The organism is Klebsiella sp. CN_Kp073, assembly GCF_040065495.2.
GTDB lineage: Bacteria > Pseudomonadota > Gammaproteobacteria > Enterobacterales > Enterobacteriaceae > Klebsiella > Klebsiella aerogenes.
This window is the reverse complement of the sequence record NZ_JBEAIT020000002.1, coordinates 14,381-35,929: the sequence shown is the minus strand read 5'-3', so window position 1 is coordinate 35,929 and position 21,549 is coordinate 14,381. Positions and strand designations below refer to the sequence as shown.

The following is a 21,549-nucleotide window of genomic DNA, read 5'->3' as shown; positions in this document are numbered from 1 at the left end:
GGAGGTGCATTAACGTCTGCCGTTAATGCGCTGATTATCCCTGAGAACATCAATCGCAGTCTGCATGGCGATTTTGTCATCCCGCCTTTTTTGTTTGGCCTGCATGACCTGAAGGTATTCCAGCAAGGTGCGGGTATTAATCGGTCGGCCCTGTTTACCCACAGCCAGCACGGCTTCGCCAAGAATAATTTTCACAGGCGGTAGTTGTGCCGGATACCAGTCAAGGGTGTCTTCTGATTTCATCTTAAATTTCTCACGGAAGGGTAGTGTATCATAAATAAGACGTTCAATTTTCAATATCTGATATCCTGATTCAGACACAACTTAACATAACTTATGCCAGTTATTTTTATATTAAAGCGTATAATAATTACTCTATTCCTCAGAGAATTATTTATGTCTTATACAAATGGGCTCAGGTATTTTAAAGAAAGACCGGTTCATGTTGCCTGCCCGGTATGTGCACACAGAGCCGATCAGAAAGCAGGTAAACTAAGAAAAGATGCGGTTCTTGAGTGCCCTGCCTGCGGACTGTTGTTCAGACCTTCAGAATGCTGGTGTATCGGCGGCTGATCAGCTTCTGCCACTTAACGTCAGTGATGTCGGAAAATGACAACATTCCTCCTGTACTGCTGTTGTCGAGGGTATGATAATGAAATCTAAAAAATCTGTTTTTATTGAAGGGCATATCATGTCGAACAGCTGTCACGGACAGGCTGGCCAACCTTTCTGTATTCACCGGGTCAGGTTTAGTAATGGTAAATATGCGATTATTCGGGTGGCATCCGGGATATGTTTCAAACCAGGCGAAATTATTCAACGAAACGATTGTGAGTGGTTTTATAAACTTACCAAAATTCGGCTTCTTTCTTTTGAGTACCTTGATGATGATGAATCAAGAAGACAATTTCTTGAGTATCAATGATAAAACATGGATTTATAACAGAATAACTTTGCTGGCTTACAATTCATTCCTGACTCTTTAAATTCTTTACCAGTCATTGCAAAGTTATTTTTTTCTGAATTTAGATGACTTTAAATTGTCTAAAACAGAATGTATCGCTAAAGACGAATTGCTTCATTGTTTTCCTTTTGCGTTATAACCTTCATTAGCATTAAGGAAATTTATGGCACAGACTTTTACTCATAATTTACTTCATCCTCGCCACTGGCTTACCTGGTCTGGTTTGGGTCTGCTGTGGCTTCTCGTTCAACTTCCTTACCCGGTTTTACATACTCTGGGCTCTGGCCTTGGAAAAATATCCAGACCCTTTCTGAAACGCCGGGAAGGAATTGCGATTAGAAATATCGAACTGTGCTTTCCCGAGATGACACCGTTTGCCCGTAGCCAGATGGTCAATAAAAACTTTGTTTCTCTCGGGCTGGGTCTGATGGAAACAGGAATGGCCTGGTTCTGGAGCGATGCGAGAGTCAAAAAATGGTTTGATGTCGAAGGGCTTGAAAACCTGACCGGTGCGACCAGAGGGGTAATGGTTGTCGGGATACATTTTATGTCCCTTGAATTGTGTGGAAGAGTAATGGGGTTATGCCATCCTATGATGGCAACGTATCGTCCACACAATAATCCATTAATGGAATGGGTACAGACAAAAGGGCGTATGCGTTCAAATAAGGCGATGATTAATCGACGTAATTTATCCGGTTTTGTTCATGCGCTAAAAGCAGGTGAAGCCGTTTGGTTTGCACCAGACCAGGATTATGGGGCTAAGGGAAGCGTTTTTGCACCTTTTTTCTCGGTAAAAAAAGCAGCCACGACGAACGGAACGTATGCTCTGTCAAAACTCGCTGGTGCACACTTGATCACACTTAGCATGATTCGACGTAGCGATAAAAAAGGTTATCACATGTATATCAGCAATCCGTTGTCAGGCTATCCAGGGGAAGACAAAATCGCCGCAGCGGCTTATATGAACAAGATCATCGAGCGTGAAATTCTCCGTGCCCCTGAGCAATACCTGTGGATGCATCGCAGGTTCAAAACGCGTCCTGAAGGCGAAGTCTCTTTATACAAATGAACCACTCTACTTGTCATGAGCCAGAATCTGTCTTTCTTGCCACTGCGTATTTGTAAAAAATGGGACAGGGGATTATTCGATCGGCTTCATGTTAACGATGGCGTAACTGACAACTAAGGTTAATCAATTGAATCTGTTCGGATTTGAAGGTCCGTTTTTCGCTCATGAGGGACAACCATACTCAGGTCTCTAACATTGCAGGAGATTTGAGCATGAACACATCACCGTGGAACAAAGACCGTATCATCGGCCAAAAAAGACCACTTCAGATATCTCATGTCTGGGGGATTCGAATCCGGCTTGAACAGGAAGGTAAAACACGTGATTTAGCTCTGTTCAATATGGCCTTGGACAGTAAGCTACGAGGCTGTGATCTGGTCAAACTCAAAGTATCTGATGTTGCATATGGTAGTTCTGTTTCAAGCAGAGCAACGGTGTTGCAACAAAAAACCGGTAGTCCTGTTCAATTTGAGATAACCAAAGGGACAAGAGAATCTGTTGCTGCATTGATAAAGCTTTGCAATTTGCACAGTAAAGACTACTTGTTCCGGTCTAGGGTCGGAACTAACCGGCACATATCAACCCGGCAATACAGCCGAATTTTTCATGAATGGGTAGAAAAGCTTGGTCTCGAAGCTTCGCTTTATAGCACTCATTCCATGAGAAGAACGAAACCTTACCTGATATACAAGAAAACCAAGAATCTCCGGGTGATCCAACTTCTGTTAGGCCATAAGAAACTGGAAAGCATAGTCCGTTATCTGGGCATTGAAGTCGATGATGCGTTAGAGATCTCTGAATCAATTGAAGTTTAAGGACGGTTGTCAGGGCTGCAACAGCAGCCCTGTGCCAAAAGCAGTCGTTTTGCGATAAAAATCTGCCAACCAATGGTCGACAGACAGGTTGAGTATATTAGTTACGTACTGCAAGATGCACCGCCCATAGCAAGTATGCCAACCCGGTTAGCTAGCTTATATAATGAGCAGCAACTCCCTTTACTCTCGAAGGCGCAGGTTCACTTTATTTAGTGCCCTCGCTCTGTTTAACCAGAGCAAAACTCCGACAGCTCCGAGACTGAACAGCGACATACAATAAAGTGCATAAAATGCGCCGAAGTATTGCGCCACTGTACTGGTTATACCGGTGAAAACAGTGGCGGTCATTACCTGCACACGCCATGACATCGCACTGGCTTTTGCAACCTGTGTCTGCGGGAAGTTCCTCAAAATACCAAACGTACCCAAAGCAAATACAATATTCGATGCCATATGCGCACTGAAGATAAGAACCAGTCCGGTGTATGGATATCCGGCAGATAGCGGTAATAGAAAATAGCTTCCAATAAATAAACTCAGACAGGTCAGCAACAACCTGTTATTAGCGGCATACTGCTGCAATTTACTGGCATCCAGCATCATCGGCCCGCAAAGCTGTCCAAGACTTCGTGCAAATAGTAGCGGCAAGGCCAGCCCGGCAGAATCTTCAGGTCTTATTTCTTGTGCCAGTGCAGGTAAAAGCGCCATCGCGGGAGATCCCACAGCGGCAAGCGCAGGTAACAACAAAATGCTTCTTTTTTGCAAGGGTGAAATGACGCACCAGAGGGATTTCTGTCTGACCGGCGTAGCCTCAGTTGGCCAACGTTCTGCTCCGCAAAAAGCAGCAGCAGACATCATAAGCAGAATCGTAGATGCCGTAAAACTAAGGGCATCAATGGCAAGCAGATACTGCGCAGCAATCCGGTCAAACAGAAGAACACCCAGTCCGGTCCCCAACAATACCTGTGAGGCAAAAATGATGGTTTCCATAGCCGTTGCAGCTGGGAGTTCATCGTGGCGCAATCCACGTTTGAACAACAACGTCAGCGCCGGGTAACTTATGCCGCTGAGTAGCGCTTCAATACACTGCACGACCAGTAGCGCCGGCACGTTATGATACAGCGAACCATACAAGGGAAAAACAAGCGCAAGCAGACCAGATATCTCGGTAAAAATCAGGATTCGAAGTGGTGATGTCTTCTTACACAGTCTCTCGCCCCAGATGCTGCCAATAAAGCTGGGCAGCATCGACAATATGTACACGATGGTAAGTGTCGCAGGAGAAGCATGCCAGTGTAAAAGCTGACCGAAAATAATGACCTGAGTAAATCCATTGCCCAGCGATGACAGGATATAGGCAACCCCAAGGAAACGAAGCCAGTGATGGCTGCGAAGCGCACCAATAAGCGCAAACAGTAACGTGTTCATACAGAAAGATTCTCATCTTAAATAACAGAAGCCCACGCAGCCCACGGCAACGCGGAAAATAAGCACTGTTAAAAGAGAAAATCTTTACATCGGAAACGGTAACCTACGTGAAATCGATACATTACTTTAGCATAAAAAAAGGAGAGTATTTTTGAAGTTGAATGTCCGTTCTTCGCTGTGAGTTCAACTGATGGACGCAACACTTATTGCAGTGAGCGTTACCTTGAGTTTAATGCCAGCCTGGTACAGTCAGGTTGACAGTACTTGTTTCAGACTTTCGTCATTAAAAACGGTTCCGGTCTTCAGGACGCCATAACACCAGTGCACCAGTTTCCGCATCAGCGCGCTAATGGCCACCATTTTAGGTTTACCCCGCAGGCACATCTCATCGTAAATATTACGCATTCGCTTATTGGAGATTTTTCCGCACAGCGCAGACATGTAAAGCTTCGCTCTCAACTGAGGTGGACCAATTTTCGACATCCGGGGTCGGCTCCGGACCGATGTGTCTGAGCGTTTCTCGATCGGCACCACGCCCAGAAATGCAGCAGCCTGCTCAGCTGACGCAAAGTTATGGCTGCGAAGCACGACCAGCATATGCATCCCCAGCTGGGGACCAACCGATTACCATTCAACCTGATGTACTGGTGTGAAAGGTGAAGCGGAGGGCCATGTGCTGCTAAACAAGGTTCAGCGGTACCTACTCTTCTGACCTTAAGGGAAGGGAGCGGCTCACTATGCTTCAGTGTTGGTTGCTAATCACCACAAACTGTTAGATACAAGGGAAGGGATGGATAGGCAGAATCTTTCGGTATGGAAACAGGCTTCGCCGGGCTACGGCGCCATTAGCCTACGGTACTCCATTCAACAGCTGCTGACGCGGCATAGGGGAAGATTCTCGTCGGTCTTTGTTAACCTGGTAATTTTAGACAAAAGAATAATAAAAATGGCCATCGTATCAGGTCAGTACTAATATATTTGGGAGAGACTTCCCAGTATTAATTAGAGAAAATTAAATTATTTTCTGTATTATTTTATTTACTGATAATAACATCCACATATAACTATATCTCAACATAGCTTTCTGGAGAGACGTTCAACATGATTATATTTTTTATGAAATGATATATCTATGAAATCATTATTACATTAATTTTTGGCCTCATTCTGGCGTTGCCGGTAATGATAGCCGGTTTATTTTACTTAATGGATCTAGCGCTGCCCCCCTCTTTTTCTTTTATATTCAGGGTTATAAAAAGAAAGGAAAATTAAGGATGCTTTTAACCTAGCCTTATTGTATCGATAATACTGACGACTTTTGTTCTATTTATTAGAGATCAGAGCGACTGTACGAATAAATATGAATCTGGTAGTCCGTCTGCTGCTGTATGTGAGACACAAAAGGGCTCTGGATTTAGATAACGCATAACTCGACGAAACATCTATACTTTCTGTCTGTCCAGAGGTGGTGAGTATGTGCGGACTTTTTTCCCTGTCGATGACCCGCGAAGATTATCTATCACTGATTTCCAATGAATCCGAACGAGATATTGCCTACGACCCCGAACCTATTGGTCGCTTCAACGTAGCGCCAGGCACCCAGGTTTTATTGCTGAGCGAATGTGACGACAGCTACACCTTGATCGGGGTCTGAGGACCAATGGAACGAAAACGTACGTTAAGGAAATAACTCATTGTTATAATTGATATTATTTATCGTAGTGAAATGAAAGCCCGCATTAAACAATGTTTCAGCCTCAAATGACTTTTTGTTGCCTACCCCGCTAACGCAACGACACCACGCCATGGCATTGTAAAGCCGCATAGTGATGCCTAGTGTTACATATGAAAAAAAATATATATTTTTGACTTGTTATTTCGAAAGAGAGACAATATTCATTCATAACAGGAGCACATAATGCCAAAAATCGCATCCCTACAACTCTTTAAGAATCTGTCCGATGAAACCCGTCTAGGGATCGTACTGCTGCTCAGAGAGATGGGAGAGCTGTGTGTGTGCGACCTTTGCACTGCGCTAGAACAGTCACAGCCCAAGATCTCCCGCCATCTGGCAATGCTTCGGGAAAGTGGCCTATTGCTAGATCGCAAGCAGGGAAAATGGGTTCATTACCGCTTATCTCCGCATATTCCTTCCTGGGCTGCCCAGGTGATTGAGCAGGCCTGGTTAAGCCAACAGGACGACGTACAGGCCATCGCCCGTAAGCTGGCATCAGCCAACTGCTCTGGCAGCGGTAAGGCTGTTTGTATCTAAAAAATTTGCCTGTACATATATGTTTTTACGAATGTGAGGTGTTAAAGATGAAAACGTTAACGGTGTTTGATCAGGCGATGTGCTGCAGTACCGGCGTTTGTGGTTCAGATGTCGATCAGGTTTTGGTCGATTTTTCTGCTGATGTGCAATGGCTGAAAGGGCGTGGGGTCCCGATCGAACGTTATAACCTGGCGCAGCAGCCTATGAGCTTCGTTCAGAATGAGAAAGCGAAAGCTTTCCTTGAAGCTTCTGGAGCTGAAGGGCTTCCACTGCTGTTACTCGATGGTGAAACGGTGATGGCCGGGCGATACCCAAAACGCGCTGAACTGGCTCGCTGGTTTGGTATACCGCTGGAAAAGGTGGGTTTAGCTTCCACCAGTTGCTGTGGTGGTAAAACTTTCTGTTGTTGAGTATCTCAGGAGGACATATGAAATTCTTACAGAATATCCCGTCTTACCTGTTTTTCACCGGTAAGGGAGGTGTAGGCAAAACTTCGATTTCCTGCGCAACAGCTATACGTCTGGCTGAACAGGGAAAGCGTGTTCTGCTTGTCAGTACCGACCCGGCTTCTAACGTCGGTCAAGTATTCGATCAGACTATCGGTAACACTATCCAGCCCGTGACTGCTGTGCCTGGTCTTTCAGCTCTGGAGATTGACCCGCAGGACGCCGCCCAGCAATACCGCGCCAGAATCGTTGACCCTATTAAAGGTCTTTTGCCTGGTGACGTTGTTAACAGCATCAGTGAACAGCTTTCAGGAGCTTGTACGACAGAGATTGCTGCGTTCGACGAGTTTACTGGCTTACTGACCGACACTTCTCTGCTGACCCGCTTCGATCACATCATTTTTGATACAGCGCCGACTGGCCACACGATTCGCCTTCTCCAGCTTCCCGGTGCCTGGAGTAGCTTCATTGAAAGTAATCCAGATGGTGCTTCCTGTCTTGGCCCAATGGCCGGGCTGGAAAAGCAGCGTGAGCAGTATGCTCATGCGGTAGAGGCGTTATCCGATCCTGAAAGTACCCGCCTGGTTCTGGTTGCACGACTGCAAAAATCTACGCTGCAGGAAGTCGCCCGCACCCATGAAGAACTCGCCGCAATTGGCCTGAAAAAACAGTACCTGGTTATTAATGGTGTGCTACCTAAAGCCGAAGCTGAACATGACGCCCTGGCCGCTGCAATATGGCAACGGGAACAAGAAGCGCTGGCAAATCTTCCTGCTGGGTTATCTGGCTTGCCGACAGATACACTATTCCTTCAACCTCTGAACATGGTTGGTGTCTCCGCATTGAAAGGCCTGCTCAACGAACACGCTGAGATAGCATCGCTTCCTGAACAAAGCATACAGAACAAGCCAGAGAATATGTCGCTGTCTGCCATGGTTGATGATATCGCCCGCAGTGAACACGGTTTGATTATGCTGATGGGCAAAGGTGGCGTAGGTAAAACCACGATGGCTGCTGCTATCGCCGTCCGACTTGCGGACATGGGTTTTGATGTGCATCTCACTACCTCAGATCCTGCCGCGCACCTGAGTACAACGCTCAATGGCAGCCTCAAAAATCTGCAGGTCAGCCGAATCAACCCTCACGATGAAACTGAACGCTATCGTCAGCATGTTCTTGAGACGAAAGGCAGGGATCTGGATGAGGCAGGGAAACGGCTGCTCGAAGAGGATTTACGTTCTCCTTGCACAGAAGAGATTGCAGTATTCCAGGCGTTTTCACGTGCAATCCGTGAAGCAGGTAAACGGTTTGTGGTCATGGATACGGCACCTACCGGGCATACGCTATTACTGCTTGATGCTACCGGGGCTTATCACCGTGAGATAGCCAGGACGATGGGGGATAAAGGTCATTTTACCACTCCGATGATGCAGCTTCAGGACCCGGAACGTACCAAAGTCCTGCTGGTCACTCTGCCTGAAACCACACCTGTACTGGAAGCGGCAAACCTGCAGTCCGATCTTGAGCGTGCGGGGATTCATCCCTGGGGCTGGATTATCAATAACAGCCTTTCGATTGCACAGACACATTCACCACTACTTTGCCAGCGAGCCCGACAAGAGCTTCCTCAAGTCGAGGTTGTGAAAAACCAGCATGCAAGCCGCATAGCGTTAGTACCGGTAATGGCTGCAGAGCCCACTGGCATCGAGAAACTCAGAGAGCTGGTCGTTTAATTTTTTTTGTATACACAGGGCGGCAGAACCGTCCTGTCTGGAGGATTTATGTTACTGGCAGGCGCTATTTTTGTCCTGACCATCGTTTTGGTTATCTGGCAACCGAAGGGGTTAGGGATCGGCTGGAGTGCGACACTGGGCGCAGTACTGGCGCTGATCTCTGGCGTAGTCCATTTTGGTGATATTCCTGTTGTGTGGAATATCGTCTGGAATGCGACGGCGACCTTTATTGCCGTGATTATTATCAGCCTGTTGCTCGAGGAATCCGGCTTTTTTGAATGGGCGGCGCTGCACGTTTCACGTTGGGGTAATGGTCGTGGACGTTTGCTGTTCACCTATATCGTCTTGCTCGGTGCAGCGGTGGCGGCACTGTTTGCCAACGATGGTGCGGCACTTATTCTGACGCCGATAGTCATCGCAATGCTATTGGCATTAGGGTTTAGCAAAGGCACGACACTGGCATTTGTCTTGGCCGCCGGGTTTATTGCCGATACGGCCAGTCTGCCGCTTATCGTGTCCAACCTGGTTAACATCGTTTCTGCAGACTTCTTTGGGCTGGGTTTCACTGAGTATGCGTCGGTAATGGTGCCGGTGGATATCGCCGCCATTATCGCCACGCTGGTGATGTTGCATCTGTTCTTCCGCAAAGATATTCCGCCGACTTACGACCTGCCTCTCCTGAAAGCACCGGCAAAAGCGATTAAAGATCTGGCAACCTTCAGAACCGGCTGGATAGTGTTGATCCTTCTTCTGGTTGGCTTTTTCGTCCTTGAGCCGTTGGGTATCCCGGTCAGCGCGATTGCTGCTGTAGGGGCTGTCATTCTGTTTGCGGTGGCTAAGCGAGGTCATGCCATTAACACTGGCAAAGTGCTTCGCGGTGCGCCATGGCAGATCGTCATCTTCTCTTTGGGAATGTATCTGGTGGTCTATGGCCTGCGTAATGCCGGTCTAACAGAATATCTCTCCAGTGTGCTGAACGTGCTGGCAGATAAAGGGCTTTGGACCGCGACGTTTGGTACCGGCTTCCTGACGGCTTTCCTGTCCTCCATCATGAACAATATGCCTACCGTGCTGGTTGGCGCTCTCTCTATTGATGGCAGCACCGCAACAGGCGTTATCAAAGAGGCGATGATTTATGCCAACGTGATTGGCTGCGATCTGGGGCCAAAAATTACACCGATTGGTAGCCTGGCAACGCTGCTCTGGCTGCATGTCCTTTCACAGAAGAACATGACCATCACCTGGGGATACTATTTCCGCACCGGGATCATCATGACTCTGCCTGTGCTGTTTGTAACGCTGGCCGCGCTGGCGCTACGTCTCTCTTTCACTTTGTAATGAGATACTGATATGAGCAACATCACAATTTATCACAACCCAGCCTGCGGCACGTCGCGTAATACGCTGGAGATGATCCGCAACAGCGGTATCGAGCCGACCGTTATTCTTTACCTTGAGACTCCACCTTCATGCGATGAGCTGGTCAAACTCATTGCGGATAACCAGCCCTGCCACGTTTGATATCAGTTCGGGCTTCGCCGGCGCTTCCATCCCGTCGTCACAGAATAACGACGCATAGTATTTCCCGGTTGCGCTGCGACTCAACGTGATATTTTTCGGCATTCCTGTAATTTCACAATGTAAACGCGCTTCAATCGGCGAGATTTTCGGTATTTTTATCGCACCACCAAGGACTTTCCTTCTGTTTGTGGGGGAGTGAGTCTTATTGAACATCCTGTTGTCACCATAAATAAAGCGCACGCCTAAAGTCTGATCCATTCTTTTTATGACCGCCTATGCTTGCGTCCAGCACTGCAGGCACATGTTATCGTATCTAAACGAACCATTAACTCTTTAACGTAGGTTTTCGTTCCATTGGTCCGAAACCCCCACGAATGGCAACGAAAGGGAGGCTGATAGCGGTTTTTTCAATTTTCAGTCGTCAGGCTGCTAAGTTAAGCAAACTAGCCGTGTTATTCGAGTAACACGCATCTCCCGTCATTGGCGTGTGGCATGGGTTAACTTAGGGCTGGTGGACGCTGTGCGGTCTGCCAGCTCAACATAAAGGCCTGTGCCTGCTTGTGCGTTTTCGCCACCGGTTGCCCGGCACAATACAGGTCGCTACCTAATCCCACTCCTTCACATCCCGCTCGCAGGTAGTGCACCAGATTATCGGTCGTGATCCCGCCAACAGCATAAAGGACGGCATCAGCGGGTAATACCGCTCGCAAGGCGCGAATATACCCGGCCCCCACCTCTCCCGCTGGGAAAATTTTGAGTGATGATGCCCCCGAACGCAATGCGCTAAAGGCTTCGCTCGCCGTCTGGCAACCAACGCAAACCTCCATGCCGTAAGCGCGTGCTGCAGTGATCACCGCCGGGTCGGTATTGGGTGTCAAAATAAACTGACATCCCAGCGCAGCCAATATGGGGATGTTGCTCACATCGGTCACCGTACCAGCACCCACGCGCATCTTCCCGCCATAGTGTTTTACCGCTAGGGCAATGCTCTGTTGCCAGTCCGGGGAGTTCAGCGGGATTTCAACGGTAGTAAAACCCGCCCGGGCGATGGCCTCAATGTGCGCCAGAACTTCATCAGGCGTCACGCCCCGCAGAATGGCAACCAGCGGAAGGTCATTAGTCGTGTTCATGCAAAATGCTCCTAATACCAGCAAGAAAGGCGGCATCACCCTTGACCACACGGCAGGTGAGCCCGAATTGATGAAAAAGCGTTTGATAGCGTACCAGCAGGCTGTCGCTGCCGATGATCACAAGTGTATCCTTTGGTGTAATATGGTAATGATTCTGCATACGGGCGATTTCATGACCGATCAAAAAGCCTGACAACGCGCTGTGCAGACAGGTGGGGTCAAGTGCGTTGCACAGCATGCGTGAACGCAGCAAAAATGCTCCCCGTGACAGGCAGGTCTCCTGAGCCCCCCACTGTGCGCCCTGCAAAAACAGAGCATCGCATTCCTGTTGGGGAGTGTGCGGCAACCGCAGTACGGATTGCGTTGACAGAAGATGGAATAATTCACCGGTCATGATGGTTTGAAAATCACGTACTATGCCATTTTCTACGCTCACCCATTTGCTGTGAGTGCCGGGAAAGACATACCAGTGTTCATCGCCCAGTGCGCCGTAAAGCTGTGTCTCCTCACCGCGCATAACGTTAAACGTATCCGGCCCAGGTAGCTGCAATCCTGGAACGATAAAGACCGGGAAGGGCCTAACCTCTTCCACAACGGTCAAATGGTCGGCCAGAGACGCGATGGCTGTCGGGCAGGTCAGATAAGGTGCGTTCACCCAGCCCATATTGCTGCCGATCATACCGCTCATGATGACCTGCGTACTTGCAGCGAGCGGAACCGGGCAGGTGGCTAACAGAGTTTGCCAAAGATCACTGAACCCACCAGGCTTTTGCCGCATCACCCCTTGAGCGCTGGCGTATTGCCAGACGCATTCACCGTCCTGCCAGACCCACAGGCGTAAGTTACTCGATCCCCAGTCGACAGCAATATAATTATCAGCACTGAACATACGACGTTCCTGATGGTGAAAAGGAGCCTGTTACCAAGCTCCAGTGAGAAGAATTACTGCTCGCTAATTTCCATTTTCTTGTCGAAGTTGATGCACAACGAACAGATGAGGTAACCCACAGCTGCCAGGGCGAAGAACATCATGGCGGCGTAGTAGTTACCGGTGGCCTGCACCAGGAACCCGATAAAAATCGGCAGGATAGCGGCGAAGAGGTTACTGGTGAAATTCATAGTGCCGCAGATGGTGCCCGCCACGGATTGCGCACCCAGCAGGCCCGGAATCGACCAGTACACACTGGCCCAGCGCAGCGGGAACAGGGCGATAGTTAGCAAGGTAATGGCAACGCCCGGCGTTGAGCTTTGTGCACACAGGAAAATGCCAACACCGGCGGTAATTGCGGAAATGGCGAGCATGGTGTGCATGACGCGGCTGGTTTTCCCACCTCTTGCACGCCATTTATCCATGATGTAGCCACCGGTTAACTGGCCCACGAAACAAAGCAGGAAAATAATGGCCATCGCGCCCCCCATAGATTTAATGTCAAAACCATAGGTAGCCTGGAAATATAGCGGGAGCCATGTCATCAGCCCGTAGAATACAAAGCTATAGCATACCCAGCCGCCAATAAGAGCAAGAACGTTACGCTGTTTTAAATAGGGTTTGATATCTGCCAGACGGTATTTTTTCGCCTGTGTGGAAGACCCGTTTGCAGCAGTGATATGTTCCAGTTCAGCCTGGTTAATTGACGGGTGTTCAGACGGATACGTGCGGATATACCACCATGCAACAATCCCCACCACAATTGTACCAATGCCTGCCACTACAAAGGCCATGCGCCAGGAATCAAAGAAAGCGATCAATCCGGCGATGATCACAGCACCCATTGCCGTGCCCAGCGGCGCGCCGCCGTCCAGCAGCATGGAGCCACGACCGCGCTCTGTTGGCGTCAGCCATGTCCCCATCAGTTTCGCACCTGCGGGCATAATCGGGGATTCGGTGATCCCCAGCCCCAGGCGCGAAATGGAAAGAGTAAAGATAGAGTGGCACAGTGCGGCAATCGCCTGGCAGGCACCCCATAAAATGGTCGCCAGCGCGATAATGTTGCGGGCTTTAAATTTATCGGCAATCACCCCACTGGGAATTTGCATTAGCGCATAGGCCCAAAAAAAGGCGCTATGAATCACCCCTACCACGCGCGTGTCGGTAATACCAAATTCATTCGTGATATGCGGCATGGCAATCGATAACGAGGTACGGTCAATGTAGTTTATCGCGCCCAGAATAAGCATCACGATAAATATTCGCCATCGAACGGTTGTGGCTTTTAATTTTTCTTCTTCGGTATTAACGTTAACAATAGACATAGGGACTCCTTGCCATGCCCAATAATGGGTATGGCGGTACGAGGTATTATTATTAGATGTTAATTACATAATGGAGCCGATAGTCCAGGGCACGAATTCCTGGCTGCCGTATCCAAACTCTTCGCTTTTAGTTTTTTTGCCGGATGCCATCTCAAGGATCATCTGATAGAGCCTTTCGCCCACTTCGGCAATAGTCTCTTCTCCTTCCACGATAGTGCCGCAGTTAATGTCCATATCTTCTTGCTGCCGCGCCCAGAGTGCGTTGTTGGTGGCCAGTTTCAGGCTCGGCGTGGGTTTGGAGCCAAATGCTGAACCGCGCCCGGTGGTGAAACAGAGCAGGTTCGCCCCGCCAGCTATCTGCCCTGTGACCGCAATCGGGTCGTAGCCTGGGGTGTCCATAAACACGAAGCCCTTGGCGGTAACGGGTTCCGCATACTCATACACGGCGGTGAGATTGGTTGTTCCTGCTTTGGCAATCCCGCCCAGCGATTTTTCCAGAACGGTGGTCAGCCCGCCGACTTTATTCCCTGCAGAAGGGTTATTGTTCATTTCACTGCCGGTACGGCGGCAATAATCTTCCCACCAATGGATGCGCGCGATCAGTTTTTCGCCCACCTCGCGAGTGACGGCGCGGCGCGTCAGTAAATGTTCGGCACCGTAGATTTCTGAGGTTTCAGAAAGGATTGCTGTACCGCCTTGTGCCACAAGTTTATCAACCGCATAGCCGAGCGCTGGGTTAGCGGAAATTCCGGAATAGCTATCAGAGCCGCCGCACTCCAGCGCGAGGATGATTTCAGAGGCCGGAATGGGTTCGCGTGTCACCTGATTTGCCTGCGGCAACATGCTATTAATCAGGGCGATGCCTTTTTCGATAGTCTGCCGGGTGCCGCCGGACTCCTGAATCGTGAAGGTATGCAGCATAGGGCCATCGCTCAGCCCGTGCGCGTTCATCATGTCCTGAATCTGGCTGGATTCGCAGCCCAAACCAATTATCAGCACCCCCGCAAAGTTGGCGTGTGTGGCATAGCCGGCCATGGTACGGCGCATCACTTCCATGGATTCGCTTTTCGAACCAATGGCGCATCCGAAGCTTTGCGGTAGCGCGACAACACCATCAACATTCGGGTAATCACCCAGACCGTGCTGGCGGAAATGGTCTTCAATGGCGCGAACCACGGTGGCGCTACAGTTCACCGAGCTCAGCACACCAATATAGTTACGTGTGGCGATACGACCGTCCGCGCGACGGATCCCCATAAAGGTATCCTGATGTTGCGCGAGGGTGAGCGGCTGGCAATCTTCGCCCCAGGCGTAGTCGCGTTCAAAATCACCCATGCTGAGATTGTGCATGTGAATATGCTCGCCTAGGCGGATGAGCTGGGTGGCAAAACCGATAATCTGGCCGTAGCGTTTTACCGCGTCACCAGGCTGAATATCGCGGATAGCAATCTTATGCCCGGCGGGAATATCGCTCAGAACCTCCACATGTTCTTCTGCCAGCCAAGTTCCCAGCGGCACGGCTTGCCGGGCAATTACTACATCATCTTTTGGATTAAGCTTTAGTACAGGGTTGATATTCATTGTCATTGCTCTCTTGCTAAATTACTGACTGATACGGGCGAGAATATTTTTAACTTGTGCCGTTTTTTCGTCATTGAGGGGTAATGCTGGAGGGATAACGGCAGCGGATATATCCAGCCCGCTGAGTTTGATGGCGGTTTTGATAACTCCAAAAAACGGCTGCTCCAGAGCATAGAGTGGCGACAATTTCGCCAGTTGTTGTTGGAAAGCCTGCGCGGCATTCATGTCTTTCGCCAAAAAGGCCTCGTAAATGCCGCGCGTGATTTGCGGGGCGAAGTTAAAGGTTGCCGGAATACCGCCATGGCCGCCCAGTAGCAGTGTATCCAGCATATATTCATCATATCCGCTAAAAATAATAAAATCAGGACGGAACACATGGACGCGGTTAATGATTTCCCGGGTGTGGCTAATATTGTCAATGGTGTCTTTAATTCCGACTATATTTGGCACTTCTAGTGCCAGCCGGGTAATGACCTCGATGCCTATATCCTGCCCGGTCAGTTCCGGAAAGTTGTAGAGAAACACCGGCGTGTCGAGGGCTTCGGCAACCCGTTTATAGTGGGTAAAGCGAGCTTCTTCGCTTAATTTGGCGTAGTAAGGATTGACCACAAGCAGGCCATCTGCGCCGTGTTGCTGGGCGTGCAGGCCTACTTCGATGGTTTCTTTCGTGCCCGCACAGGCGATGCCAATCAGCACAGGCACACGCTGGTTAACCTGCTGCAGGCAGAATTCGGCAATACGCTTACGGTCTGTGGTGGAGAGATGCGGGAACTCGCCACCGCTACCCAAAATCAGCATGCCGTTGGCACCGCTTGCGATAACATGCTCGATCAGGCGTGCCATGCCCTCGGCATCAAACTCACCCTGTGCATTAACTATGGTAGGGACGGGGGGAAAAATACCACGAAATTTCTCTGACATCACATCTCCTTTTGTTCTGTATGTGGAACCAATGTTCAGTATGTGGAATTTAATAAAACAAATATTCTTCTAGTTCGTCAACGTTTTTTGTCGAAGAAGTGAACAATTGTGACCAGAGTCCAGGTTATGTTTGCCACTGCCGGGCTTTTTTCACGGCAGAATATTGAGCAAAAATCCTGCATTCTGCCTAGAGAGATTCGGGTATACTGATGTGAGTGTATGAATAACAAGATTAATCTGCTCATGAATCAGGACATCACAACCCCCGTTCCGGCGCTCGATAAGACAGTGAAAATCTGTAATTACCTTTTCAATTCGCCGGGGGCTACATTCAGCCAAATCCAGCAGGATTTAAGACTGCCGAAAAGCAGTACATCGTCTCTGCTGAATGCGCTGGTCGATCATCATCTGCTACGTCTGGAAAATGGGCGTTTTTTCCTTGGCCTCAAACTCTACGAGTGGGGCAACCGGTCGCTGGAACAGTTTGATATCCGTAATGTGGCACAGTCGGTACTGGAAAAGCTGCGCGATCAGACTGATCTCACCTGCCATCTCGGTATCCTGGATGAAGTTGCGCCTATTTATGTGCTGAAACTCGAAAATACCCAGGCGATTGGCATACGTTCATGGGTCGGAAAGAAGCTACCACTGCACAGTTCCGGAGTGGGTAAAGCGCTATGCGCCTGGCTCCCGAAGGAAAAAATTGACGAACTGTTACCAAATGAAAAGCTGGAGCGTTACACCGATACCACCATCACCAGCAAGACGATATTAATGCAGGAGCTTGCCAAAATCCGCGAACAGGGTTGGGCTTACGATAATGCGGAAGATTCTCCCGGCATTTTCTGTATTGCCGCACCGGTGTTTAATCACAAAAACGAAGTTATTGCGGCGGTGAGCATTAGTGGCGTCGATTTGCAGATGCCAAAAGACCGTATTCCGCTGTATTCGCAACTGGTTCGTGAGGCTTGTCAGACGCTGGCCGCAAAACTGGTATGAAGATAAGTTCACATAGCGCTGATGACTTCTGTACAAATGAATATTCATATAGCTAAATTGCAAGCAGTTTCCGACGGAATATTGACACTCGAGAGCAAGGTCCAAGCGGCTAAGCAAATGGCAGAAAACGTTAGCATGATTGTTCTGATTTCAGTTCAGTCCGCGGAGAATTTTATTGGAACAAACATTGAAGAGATTGCGGTATACGATGGTGATAAAATTAGGGAAAGCATTGCAAGGCTGATTCGTACATATAATGAACGTATTCAAAAAATCGAAAGTGATAAGTCATTAATGATTGAAGAGCCAAAATGGATTATTAAAATAATATCATAGTGTTTTTTCTGTTGAGAGAGTACATGGTGCCCACTGGCTTTACCCTTATTTTATCATTGAATATTCAATGTGTTGGGCTATTAGGTGTAATGAGTCCGGTGAAGAACCGACAGCATCTGAAGATCACAACATAACAGTCCAGGAAAACATCCGCAGCCCCAAAAGTGACATTAGCATATTGCAGTTACAGCCTTTGTCCAGGCTGTTTTTAAAGGTCCACTTTCTGGCTAAATTAAAATGTCCGCATGTGGGTTATGTTTCAGCTTTTGCCAAAGATTTCCTGGCTTCTTGTCTGGAGTTGCTGCAGAGCTTCCAGCATGTCGTCCTGGTTCAGGCTTCTTTGTGATTTCTTTCCGGGCTGTTTCTTTCTGCGTGAGGTCTGGCCGTCCAGTGATGGCAGGGCCTGCGAGCGGGTGTTGTCCCGTTTGTCCTGAACCAGCTTTATCATCTCCAGAGCACGTCCCAGGCGCTTGTTGTCAACGATGGCGCCCTGGTCCAGTTCTCCCAGCCGGTCGTAGGTTATGAAGGGCAGGGAAGTACCGTTAGCCCGGAGTTCGATGGTACCGTCCGGATACTGCCAGACATCAATGTACTTCCCCTGAAAACGTCGGTTTTCTTCATTATCTTCAAGCAGATAGAGCTTTTTATCATACTGTAATGTCAGGTTTTTTGAGACCTTACGTTGTTCACGCCAGGTGAATGTTGCTGCCAGATTTTCATTATTCTCGAGCGGACGGTGAACATCGAAATCGTGACGTGGCGGCTTCGCAAACCGGTGGTTGTAGTCAGCCATGAACTCTTCGGCAAAGGCGTTTGCAGCCTCGGGTGTACTGATACCGCGGAGCCGCAGCTCCTTGACGAGGCGATCCTGCAACGTAAGGTGGGCCCGCTCAACACGGCCCTTGGCAGAACTGGTATTGGCACAGATACCGGTGATATTCAGCTCGTTCATAGCACGGCCAAACTGAGTCTGGCCATCTCCGCCGATGGCCTGCTTATTGTTGATCCTGAAGACACTGGCCTTGTCGCTGTAGAATGCCAGAGGCTTACCGTAACGCTCCAGATAGCCCCGGGTGGCTTCAAAATAGGTGAAAGTGGACTCAGAACTGACGAACAGAAGCTGCATCAGCCGGCTGGTCGCATCATCAACGTAAACGAGTAACGTGCAGGCCGGACCACGATCCTCGAACCAGCGATGCTCACAGCCATCAATCTGGATGAGTTCTCCGGTGCAGGCCCGACGCGGTCGTGGCTGATGCACACGAGGCGGCCGTAACTTGCGGGGGAGCCATAAACCAGCCTGTGTCATCAGCTTGCGTACTGTCTCTTTGGCCAGATACAGCCCATGAACCTCGGCGAGCTTCTCACAGGCTAAAGTCGGGCCAAAATCAGCGTAGCGTTCGCGGATAATTCGTAGTGCTCGTTCAGCGAGGCCCGGCATGAGTTGCCGGTTGCCAGGCTGGCCACGACGACGGTTAACAAGTGAAAGCGGCCCATGTTCACGATAGCGCTCCAGCAACCGTCGGCAGTGTCTGTCAGATATCTCAAGCCGGTTTGCTGCAAGACGTGTGGTAAGACGGCGGTCGATAACATCCTGAAGGATCCTGAGTCGGTTTACATCGTTCATTGAGAAAAACTCCGTTCCGTATGCCGTCATGAGTCTCATCCTTTGAAAGCAGTGATCGCTGTGGTGAGACTGTAGCGCGGACATGTCTATTTGGTCAGAGACGGACATCTCAATTTAGCTACTACAACATTGGTGCGCATAATCTATCTTATGTTAAATTGTTGTTATACTCCAATTATAATGATTATTTGCGTTAGATAACGTTTCGCTCTTATCACAAATCCCCAGACTCAAAGCGGACCCAAATCATACAACTTTCACATTATCAGTCCAGCCAGTAGATGTTCAAAAGTTATATAAACCCTTCCCAACTCTTTATCGGTTAACTCATGACCACTCTTTAATTTTGTATTTTTTCAGCTATTAATCAGTAGCTTATACAATTACAAACTGATAAAAAAGTGTTCTTTAAGCCATAAATCGAAACCGACAAACCACTTATAAAGAGGAATGTATAACCATAAGGCATTACTATGTTTTCATACTTTCACCCTAAACATTAGATACAACATCTTTTTGCATACTACCAGAGTTATAAATCAGCTGTTAATAACAATTTGACAAACTGTCATCCACCAATAATAGTTATTCTATCAAAATAGTCGTAGATAGATCTGAGGCTTTTTCTTCGGTATGGAGTCTGCTATATGTTAAATATTAAAACTAAGCAATTCAGCCAGACGGTGGTGTTGTTACTTACTCTGCATAGCGTGAGTTATGCCGCAACAACATCAACACAACAGCTTGAAATACAAGCCAACGAACCGTTCACCGCACATGTTTTGGCGAGCAATCTAGATGCACCTTGGGATATGGTATGGGGCCCCGATGGTTATTTGTGGGTGACTGAACGTAAGGCTGCCTCTATAGTTCGTATCAATCCAGAGACTGGTGAGAAAAAAGTAGCGATTACGCTGAGCAACGTGCATACTGGCCCACAACATGAAGGCGTTCTTGGCTTAGCATTATCGCCTAACTTTATGAAATCAGGTGGCGATAATTATATTTACACAGCATATACCTATATAAATGGTAATATAGAACACGCAAAAATTGTTCGACTGGAATATGACCCAAAAACTCAAAAACTAGGTAATGAAAAAGAAATTCTGACAGGTTTCCCTGCGGGGAATGACCACAACGGAGGGCGCCTACGCTTTGGGCCGGATGGTAAACTCTTTTATACTATCGGCGAGCAAGGACACAACCAAGGAGCTAATTTCTGTAAACCTATTGATGCTCAGCGTATTCCTACTAAGGATGAGCTAAAAAATAAAAATTATGCAGCTTATGCTGGTAAAGTGCTGCGCCTTAATACTGACGGATCGATTCCAGAAGATAACCCAATCATTCACGGAATTAAAAGCCATTTATACACATACGGGCATCGTAACCCGCAAGGCCTAGTCTTTATCGGAGATACTCTATACGCCTCTGAACAAGGCCCATCTTCTGACGATGAACTCAACATCCTAGAAGCCGGAGGAAACTACGGTTGGCCGCACGTAGCAGGCTTTCAGGATGATCAAGCGTATGTATATGCTAACTATTCAAAAGCAGAAAACTGCCCATCGCTAAAATGGGACCCAAACCATATTCCTGCAGGTGTTCCGATACATAAAGAGACTGACTGGAAAGCCTCCGACTTTAAAGCACCAATTAAAACATTTTTCACTGTGAAAGACGGCTACTCTTATAACGATGCTAACTGCGGTGAGGATTCTGCATACATTTGTTGGCCAACTATCGCACCTTCAAGCGTAGCTTACTACCCTGTGAATGGAGTGATTAAAAGCTGGCGTAATTCTATCATCGTCAGCTCAATGAAAAATGGCGCGCTCTATCGCGTACTACTTAACGCAGACAAGAAAAATGTTCAAGGCGACGTGGCTAAATATTTCCACACCACTAACCGCTACCGTATGGTCGTTGTAAGCCCAGATACTCGCAAAATTTATGTAGCTACAGATAACTTTGGTAATGTGATGGATGAGTCCAACCATCCTACTCATAACCTAAGTAACCCGGGCTCAATCATCGTCTTCGAATATATTGGTAAGTAATAATATATATCCGCCGGGCATTGAGGTTCTCCTGATATCGTTTATCTTATAAAGAATACTAAACATAGCATTAAAAATATTAGCTATTATTGCTGATAAATAAACATCACAATATTACCGCCTTGCATCAGCAGATAACTTCTGCGGATAGTGAGGTTGATGAGCCGTAAAAAAACAATCTGGATTATTTAACTGAAAGGAAAATTGTCTGAATTAAACGAAATTCTTTATTAATTTGTGCACACACTCACACAACAGGAGTACCGCTATGACTACCTGGACTAAACCACATTTTATTGACATGCGTCTTGGTCTGGAAGTGACGTTGTATATTTCCAATCGTTAATTACCCATTAGCCCGCTTTCCGCGGGCACTTCTTTCTCAGAT

The 21,549-nt window shown here is 48.1% G+C and carries 20 protein-coding genes and 4 pseudogenes; 14 read left to right on the top strand and 10 right to left on the bottom strand.

The window, feature by feature from the left end; all coding sequences use genetic code 11:
- Nucleotides 1-9 precede the first annotated feature (9 nt).
- Entirely contained in the window at nt 10-243 is a 234-nt protein-coding gene (locus ABLV66_RS25625) for a YnaE/YdfK family cold shock protein (RefSeq protein WP_042893886.1), read from the bottom strand.
- A 93-nt stretch (nt 244-336) separates the two neighbouring features.
- Between ABLV66_RS25625 and ABLV66_RS25620 the strand changes: the two genes are divergently transcribed.
- From ABLV66_RS25620 to ABLV66_RS25605, 4 genes are all read left to right on the top strand, one after another.
- Entirely contained in the window at nt 337-573 is a 237-nt protein-coding gene (locus tag ABLV66_RS25620; protein ID WP_218189857.1) for a YnfU family zinc-binding protein, read from the top strand.
- Between the two features lie 79 nt (nt 574-652).
- A complete protein-coding gene (locus ABLV66_RS25615; protein ID WP_170833537.1) occupies nt 653-925 on the top strand; it encodes a hypothetical protein in 273 nt (90 codons plus the stop codon).
- A gap of 202 nt (nt 926-1,127) precedes the next feature.
- Nucleotides 1,128-2,036, top strand: a complete 909-nt coding sequence (gene lpxP / locus ABLV66_RS25610) for a kdo(2)-lipid IV(A) palmitoleoyltransferase (protein WP_348876367.1) — start codon at nt 1,128-1,130, stop codon at nt 2,034-2,036.
- Between the two features lie 212 nt (nt 2,037-2,248).
- Nucleotides 2,249-2,851 (top strand): tyrosine-type recombinase/integrase, encoded by a 603-nt coding sequence (locus tag ABLV66_RS25605; protein WP_348876369.1) that lies wholly within the window; start codon nt 2,249-2,251, stop codon nt 2,849-2,851.
- A 180-nt stretch (nt 2,852-3,031) separates the two neighbouring features.
- Here ABLV66_RS25605 and ABLV66_RS25600 read toward each other — a convergent pair whose 3' ends face one another.
- A complete protein-coding gene (locus ABLV66_RS25600; protein ID WP_348876407.1) occupies nt 3,032-4,279 on the bottom strand; it encodes an MFS transporter in 1,248 nt (415 codons plus the stop codon).
- A gap of 249 nt (nt 4,280-4,528) precedes the next feature.
- Nucleotides 4,529-4,903: pseudogene (locus ABLV66_RS25595) on the bottom strand (transposase); the annotation flags it as partial.
- A gap of 850 nt (nt 4,904-5,753) precedes the next feature.
- Between ABLV66_RS25595 and ABLV66_RS25590 the strand changes: the two are divergent.
- From ABLV66_RS25590 to ABLV66_RS25565, 6 genes and pseudogenes are all read left to right on the top strand, one after another.
- Nucleotides 5,754-5,921 (top strand): annotated as a pseudogene (locus ABLV66_RS25590) (SOS response-associated peptidase); the annotation flags it as partial.
- Nucleotides 5,922-6,197: 276 nt separating this feature from the next.
- Complete coding sequence (gene arsR, locus ABLV66_RS25585; RefSeq protein ID WP_348876372.1) at nt 6,198-6,551, top strand: As(III)-sensing metalloregulatory transcriptional repressor ArsR; 354 nt, start codon at nt 6,198-6,200, stop codon at nt 6,549-6,551.
- A gap of 47 nt (nt 6,552-6,598) precedes the next feature.
- Nucleotides 6,599-6,961: an arsenite efflux transporter metallochaperone ArsD gene (gene arsD, locus ABLV66_RS25580; protein ID WP_348876374.1), complete on the top strand. Its 363-nt coding sequence runs from the start codon at nt 6,599-6,601 to the stop codon at nt 6,959-6,961.
- 17 nt (nt 6,962-6,978) lie between these two features.
- Nucleotides 6,979-8,730, top strand: a complete 1,752-nt coding sequence (gene arsA, locus ABLV66_RS25575; protein ID WP_348876376.1) for an arsenite efflux transporter ATPase subunit ArsA — start codon at nt 6,979-6,981, stop codon at nt 8,728-8,730.
- Between the two features lie 48 nt (nt 8,731-8,778).
- Nucleotides 8,779-10,068 (top strand): arsenite efflux transporter membrane subunit ArsB, encoded by a 1,290-nt coding sequence (gene arsB / locus ABLV66_RS25570; protein ID WP_348876377.1) that lies wholly within the window; start codon nt 8,779-8,781, stop codon nt 10,066-10,068.
- A gap of 12 nt (nt 10,069-10,080) precedes the next feature.
- Nucleotides 10,081-10,230: pseudogene (locus ABLV66_RS25565) on the top strand (thioredoxin domain-containing protein); the annotation flags it as partial.
- 3 nt (nt 10,231-10,233) lie between these two features.
- Here ABLV66_RS25565 and ABLV66_RS25560 read toward each other — a convergent pair.
- From ABLV66_RS25560 to ABLV66_RS25535, 6 genes and pseudogenes are all read right to left on the bottom strand, one after another.
- Nucleotides 10,234-10,428: pseudogene (locus ABLV66_RS25560) on the bottom strand (RNA-guided endonuclease TnpB family protein); the annotation flags it as partial.
- A 320-nt stretch (nt 10,429-10,748) separates the two neighbouring features.
- The gene (locus ABLV66_RS25555; RefSeq protein WP_348876378.1) at nt 10,749-11,381 is read right to left on the bottom strand and encodes a 2-dehydro-3-deoxy-6-phosphogalactonate aldolase; all 633 of its coding nucleotides are present in this window, start codon (nt 11,379-11,381) and stop codon (nt 10,749-10,751) included.
- A complete protein-coding gene (locus ABLV66_RS25550; RefSeq protein ID WP_348876379.1) occupies nt 11,368-12,270 on the bottom strand; it encodes a 2-dehydro-3-deoxygalactonokinase in 903 nt (300 codons plus the stop codon). Before ABLV66_RS25550 ends, ABLV66_RS25555 begins: the two co-directional genes overlap by 14 nt.
- Nucleotides 12,271-12,323: 53 nt before the next feature.
- Nucleotides 12,324-13,634: an MFS transporter gene (locus tag ABLV66_RS25545; protein WP_348876380.1), complete on the bottom strand. Its 1,311-nt coding sequence runs from the start codon at nt 13,632-13,634 to the stop codon at nt 12,324-12,326.
- Between the two features lie 63 nt (nt 13,635-13,697).
- The gene (locus ABLV66_RS25540) at nt 13,698-15,215 is read right to left on the bottom strand and encodes a D-arabinonate dehydratase (RefSeq protein ID WP_348876381.1); all 1,518 of its coding nucleotides are present in this window, start codon (nt 15,213-15,215) and stop codon (nt 13,698-13,700) included.
- A 21-nt stretch (nt 15,216-15,236) separates the two neighbouring features.
- Nucleotides 15,237-16,136 (bottom strand): dihydrodipicolinate synthase family protein, encoded by a 900-nt coding sequence (locus ABLV66_RS25535; RefSeq protein WP_348876382.1) that lies wholly within the window; start codon nt 16,134-16,136, stop codon nt 15,237-15,239.
- 243 nt (nt 16,137-16,379) lie between these two features.
- Here ABLV66_RS25535 and ABLV66_RS25530 point away from each other — a divergent pair, with 243 nt between their 5' ends.
- Entirely contained in the window at nt 16,380-17,135 is a 756-nt protein-coding gene (locus ABLV66_RS25530; protein ID WP_348876384.1) for an IclR family transcriptional regulator, read from the top strand.
- Between the two features lie 21 nt (nt 17,136-17,156).
- Nucleotides 17,157-17,471 carry a DUF4928 family protein gene (locus tag ABLV66_RS25525; RefSeq protein WP_348876383.1) on the top strand — a complete coding sequence of 105 codons (315 nt, stop codon included), beginning with the start codon at nt 17,157-17,159 and terminating at the stop codon, nt 17,469-17,471.
- Nucleotides 17,472-17,730: 259 nt separating this feature from the next.
- On the opposite strand, the gene ABLV66_RS25520 is transcribed toward ABLV66_RS25525, so the two are convergent.
- Nucleotides 17,731-19,128, bottom strand: a complete 1,398-nt coding sequence (locus tag ABLV66_RS25520; RefSeq protein WP_348876406.1) for an ISNCY family transposase — start codon at nt 19,126-19,128, stop codon at nt 17,731-17,733.
- A 617-nt stretch (nt 19,129-19,745) separates the two neighbouring features.
- Between ABLV66_RS25520 and ABLV66_RS25515 the strand changes: the two genes are divergently transcribed.
- Both ABLV66_RS25515 and pqqA read left to right on the top strand, forming a co-directional pair.
- Nucleotides 19,746-21,161, top strand: a complete 1,416-nt coding sequence (locus ABLV66_RS25515) for a glucose/sorbosone family PQQ-dependent dehydrogenase (RefSeq protein ID WP_348876336.1) — start codon at nt 19,746-19,748, stop codon at nt 21,159-21,161.
- A 268-nt stretch (nt 21,162-21,429) separates the two neighbouring features.
- A complete protein-coding gene (gene pqqA / locus ABLV66_RS25510; RefSeq protein ID WP_348876337.1) occupies nt 21,430-21,507 on the top strand; it encodes a pyrroloquinoline quinone precursor peptide PqqA in 78 nt (25 codons plus the stop codon).
- Nucleotides 21,508-21,549: the final 42 nt, after the last annotated feature.